This is a genomic window from Chryseobacterium contaminans, assembly GCF_001684955.1.
Classification (GTDB): Bacteria; Bacteroidota; Bacteroidia; order Flavobacteriales; family Weeksellaceae; genus Chryseobacterium; species Chryseobacterium contaminans.
The window spans coordinates 1-3193 of record NZ_MAYF01000166.1 but is presented as its reverse complement, the minus strand read 5'-3'; the positions used below and the strand labels follow the sequence as shown (position 1 = coordinate 3193).

Annotated in this window: 1 protein-coding gene and 1 pseudogene; both read left to right on the top strand. The window is 37.3% G+C overall.

All coding sequences use genetic code 11. The features are described from left to right. Positions 1 to 2668, top strand: a 2668-nt coding sequence (locus BBH99_RS10570) for a reprolysin-like metallopeptidase (protein ID WP_066695330.1), incomplete at its 5' end; no start/stop codon positions are given. A 196-nt stretch (positions 2669 to 2864) separates the two neighbouring features. Continuing rightward, positions 2865 to 3193, top strand: a pseudogene (locus BBH99_RS10565) (reprolysin-like metallopeptidase); the annotation flags it as partial.

The following is a 3193-nucleotide window of genomic DNA, read 5'->3' as shown; positions in this document are numbered from 1 at the left end:
TAAAGTAAGAGAAAATTCCAACTTTACTCCTGAATTAGCTGCAAAATATCCGGATATCAAATCCTATGTAGGACAAGGACTTGAAGATCCAAATTCAACAGTGTATTTCAGTGTTTCTCCACTAGGATTATCATCCATGGAAATTTATGGTGATAAATCAGCTGTATTCATTGAGCCATATGCAAAAGATCTTTCCACATATGTTGTTTACAAAAAGTCTGACAAAAATGATGATCTTAGTAAATTTGAATGTACTGTAATAGACGTTGCCAAGAAAGGAGTATCTAATACAAATATTGCCGCAAGACCTAATGCCGATGATGCTAAACTGAGAACATTCAGACTGGCATTATCCTGTACAGGAGAATATACTGCTTATTTTGGAGGAACAAAAGCCCAGGCATTGGCTGCAATGAATAACACCATGACCCGTGTAAACGGAGTTTTTGAAAAAGATTTTGCAGCAAGAATGGTTCTTATTCCTAATAATGATGCGGTTATTTATACGAATGCATCTACAGATCCTTATTCTGCTGCATCAGGTATGAGCAGTTGGAACTCTCAGTTACAGAGTACATTAACTTCCGTAATTGGAGAAGCGAATTATGATATCGGTCACTTGTTCGGAGCTTCAGGAGGTGGAGGTAATGCAGGGTGTATCGGGTGTATCTGTACAAATGGCTCAAAAGGTAGTGGTTACACTTCTCCTGCAGACGCAATTCCATCAGGGGATAATTTCGATATTGATTACGTAGCTCATGAAATGGGGCACCAATTTGGGGGAAATCATACCTTCTCTATGAATAATGAAGGAACAGGAGCTAATATGGAACCTGGCTCAGGGTCAACTATTATGGGATATGCCGGAATTACAAGCCAGGATGTTCAGCCTCATTCTGATGCGTTTTTCCATGCAATCAGCATTCAACAGATCACCAATAATATTAAAGCTAAAACCTGCTCTGTAAATACCAATACAGGAAACTCAATTCCAACTGCTAACGCAGGCTTAGATTATACAATTCCAAAAGGAACTCCATTTGTTTTAACCGGAACCGGAACAGATGCAGACGGTGATTCTTTAACTTATATCTGGGAACAGATGGATAATGCATCTTCTTCTCAAACCGGAGCAAGTTCTGCTGCAAGCGCAACAAAGGCTTCAGGACCTAATTTCAGATCTTGGACACCAACTACTGTTCCTACAAGATATTTCCCAAGAATGGCTTCTATTTTAGCAGGCTCAACAACTACTGCAGGTTCTGAAATTACCGTTGAAGCACTTTCTTCAGTAGCCAGAACTTTAAACTTCAGATTTACTGTTCGTGATAATAAGGCCGGAGGTTCAGGAAACAATTCGGACGATGCAGTAATTACAGTAAACAGTACTGCTGGACCTTTTGCTGTTACTTCTCAGAACGCAGCAACAACTTATGCAGGCGGAAGCTCACAAACTGTAACCTGGGACGTTGCAGGAACTACTGCTAATGGTGTAAACACTGCCAATGTGGATATTCTTTGGTCTACAGACAACGGAAATACATGGACTACTCTACTATCTGCAACACCTAATGACGGATCTCAGGCTGTAACTATTCCTAATGTTTCTACTACTACAGGAAGAATTATGGTAAAAGGTTCCAACCATATTTTCTTTGATGTAAATAATGCCAATATTTCTGTAAATGCGGGATCAGGAACACCAGATACAGTTGCTCCTACTGCACCTACCCTTGCGGCGTCTGGAACAACTTCTACAAGTACCAACCTTTCCTGGTCAGGAGCTACAGATAATGTAGGAGTTACAGGATATGATGTGTATATGGGTGCTTCATTAATTGGCTCTACAGCTTCTACTACTTATACCGTAACAAGCTTAACTCCATCTACTACTTATAGCTTCTCTGTAAAAGCAAAAGATGCAGCAGGAAACGCTTCTTCTTCAAGTAATACAGTGAACGTTACAACGCTTGCAGGTGGTGGAACGGTTACTTACTGTTCAGCTTCAGCATCCAATACTACTGATGAAAGAATCGGTAATGTGAAATTTGGTACTATCAACAATACTTCAACCGGAACTGCAGGATATGAAGACTTTACTTCAGTTTCTACCAATGTAACAAGAGGAACAGCTTATACCCTTTCTATCACTCCTGTTTGGACTTCTACGAAATACAGTGAAGCTTATGCAGTTTATATTGATTATAATGGAAACGGCAGCTTTGCAGACAGTGGTGAGCTTGTTTGGTCTAAAGCAGGTTCTACAACAAGTCCGGTTACAGGATCTGTTACTATTCCATCAACAGCAGTTCTTGGTTCAACAAGAATGAGAGTAATGATGAAATACAGCTCAATCCCTGCTTCATCTTGTGAGGCATATACATATGGACAGGTTGAAGATTATACAATTAATATTACTTCTTCAGGAAGAGGAGAACTTTCCAATACGAAAGATCTGATGACTGATATCAAGCTATATCCTAACCCGGTAAAAGATATCATGTACATCTCCAATACAACTTCCGAAGATTACAAAATCTTTGATATGGGTGGAAAAGTAGTTGATTCAGGAAAACTTCAGAGAGGATCTGTAAATGTAAGCAACTTAATTAAAGGAGCCTATATGATCCAAATTGGAGAAGTTTCTAAACGATTTGTTAAGAATTAATAACTATTAAAATTAATATGATGTAAAAGACTGTTCTGTATAGAACAGTCTTTCTTTTTATTGTGGTTTTTATTATTATTTTTCATTTAATTACATAATCTATTATTAATAATTGAAACATTCTATAGCAGTATTGAATTTTAAACAATTGTTTTTTCACTAGATTTGGATAACATAAATAAAATTACACTTTTATATGAAAAAACAATTATTGATGATGGGAATGCTTGTACTATCAGGTTTTTCCTTCGCACAGACAGATCGTTTATGGACTTCACAGAATCAAAAAGAATTTTCAGAAGTTGTTGAGAACAAAACAAACATTGAATCTCCCAGACTTTATCATCTGGATATTGATGGATTAAGAAATACCTTATCAAGAGCTCCCAAGCGAGCTACAGAAAAATCAGGAATTGTTATTTCTTTCCCTAATTCAAATGGAAAAATGGAAAATTTTAAAGTGACAGAGAATTCAAATTTTGATCCTGAATTAGCAGCTAAATATCCTGATATTAAATCCTATGT